The 1166-nt window shown below is 47.4% G+C and carries 1 tRNA gene and 1 pseudogene; both read left to right on the plus strand.

Annotated features, from left to right (window positions below):
• Window positions 1-227: 227 nt before the first annotated feature.
• Window positions 228-304 (plus strand) — tRNA-Pro (locus tag ACTNBU_RS12610).
• Between the two features lie 413 nt (window positions 305-717).
• Window positions 718-1050: pseudogene (locus ACTNBU_RS12615) on the plus strand (hypothetical protein); the annotation flags it as partial.
• Window positions 1051-1166 lie beyond the last annotated feature (116 nt).

Here is a 1166-nt window from a genome sequence, read left to right on the forward strand (position 1 = left end):
GACCGCCATGACTTTCGGTAAACAAGGGATTCAGGCCAGAATCCGCCCTACTTTCCAGTGCCATTCTTGACTTTGTCGAATATCGCTTACACAAAATTTTACGCCGGGCCCAATGCTTTCCCGCCCTTCTTATTAAGCCGAAGTGATGAAATGCCTTGGTTTTGCCATAATTTTGACCACAATGAAATGATTTTTTCTGTTTTTTCTGATATACTATTTTTTGATTTCCGGGTGTAGTTCAGTTGATAGAACGCGCGGTTTGGGACCGCGAGGCTCGTGGGTTTGAGCCCCACCACTCGGACCAAAAACCCTCTGAGATCTGTTGATTTCAGAGGGTTTTTATTTTCCGTCCATATTGCTTCACTTGGTAGTTTCGTGTAGCCGAATGAACTCACTATAGTATTTCCTGACAGTACTTCTATCGACGCCAGTTTCTCGAGCTATTAAACTCTTGCTCTTTTCTTCTGGATGCTTACTCAAATAAGTCATCACGGCTTTCTTTTTTTTGCTAATACCGTCAGGAATACGATGATCTGAGCTTTCGCCTGCTATAGTAATCAGCCGTATTTCTCGATCCATCTCCTCAATGAGCTTCTTCAGCTTTTCTTGACACTCTTCCCGCGTTTTGGCATAGACATTGCGAGAATGTCTTTTCCCGTCAGGCCATTTTGGAGAATACCGCCCTTCATACAAATGATCGTTAATCTCAGAAATACATTCCATGAGCAGATGATGATATACGCCCAGCGCCCGGACGCTACCGCCTGCGCCGAGTATGACCTGTGGAATGATAAAATGGGCCGGTATGTGCGCCGTGGCTCCAAGGGTATTGCCCTGGTGGACGATTCCGGCGACAAGCCTCGGCTGCGCTATGTGTTCGATATTTCCGATACCGGCACCCGTGAACATTCCCGTACACCCTGGTTGTGGCAGCTGGAAGAACAGCACATTGGACCTGTGTCGGCTATGCTGGAGCAAAACTACGGCGTTGCCGGTGACGATCTCGCTCAGCAGCTCACTGATGTAGCCGGAAAGCTGGCGAGTGAGTATTAGGACGAGACCATCCCAAATTTTGTGTAAACCTCCGATGTGGTGTAGAATAGAAGCACCACATCGGAGGTATTACATATGGCCAGAAAGAATCGTACCCCAGAAGAAAATGCACG

The organism is Dysosmobacter sp. HCP28S3_G4, from assembly GCF_052065175.1.
GTDB lineage: Bacteria > Bacillota > Clostridia > Oscillospirales > Oscillospiraceae > Oscillibacter.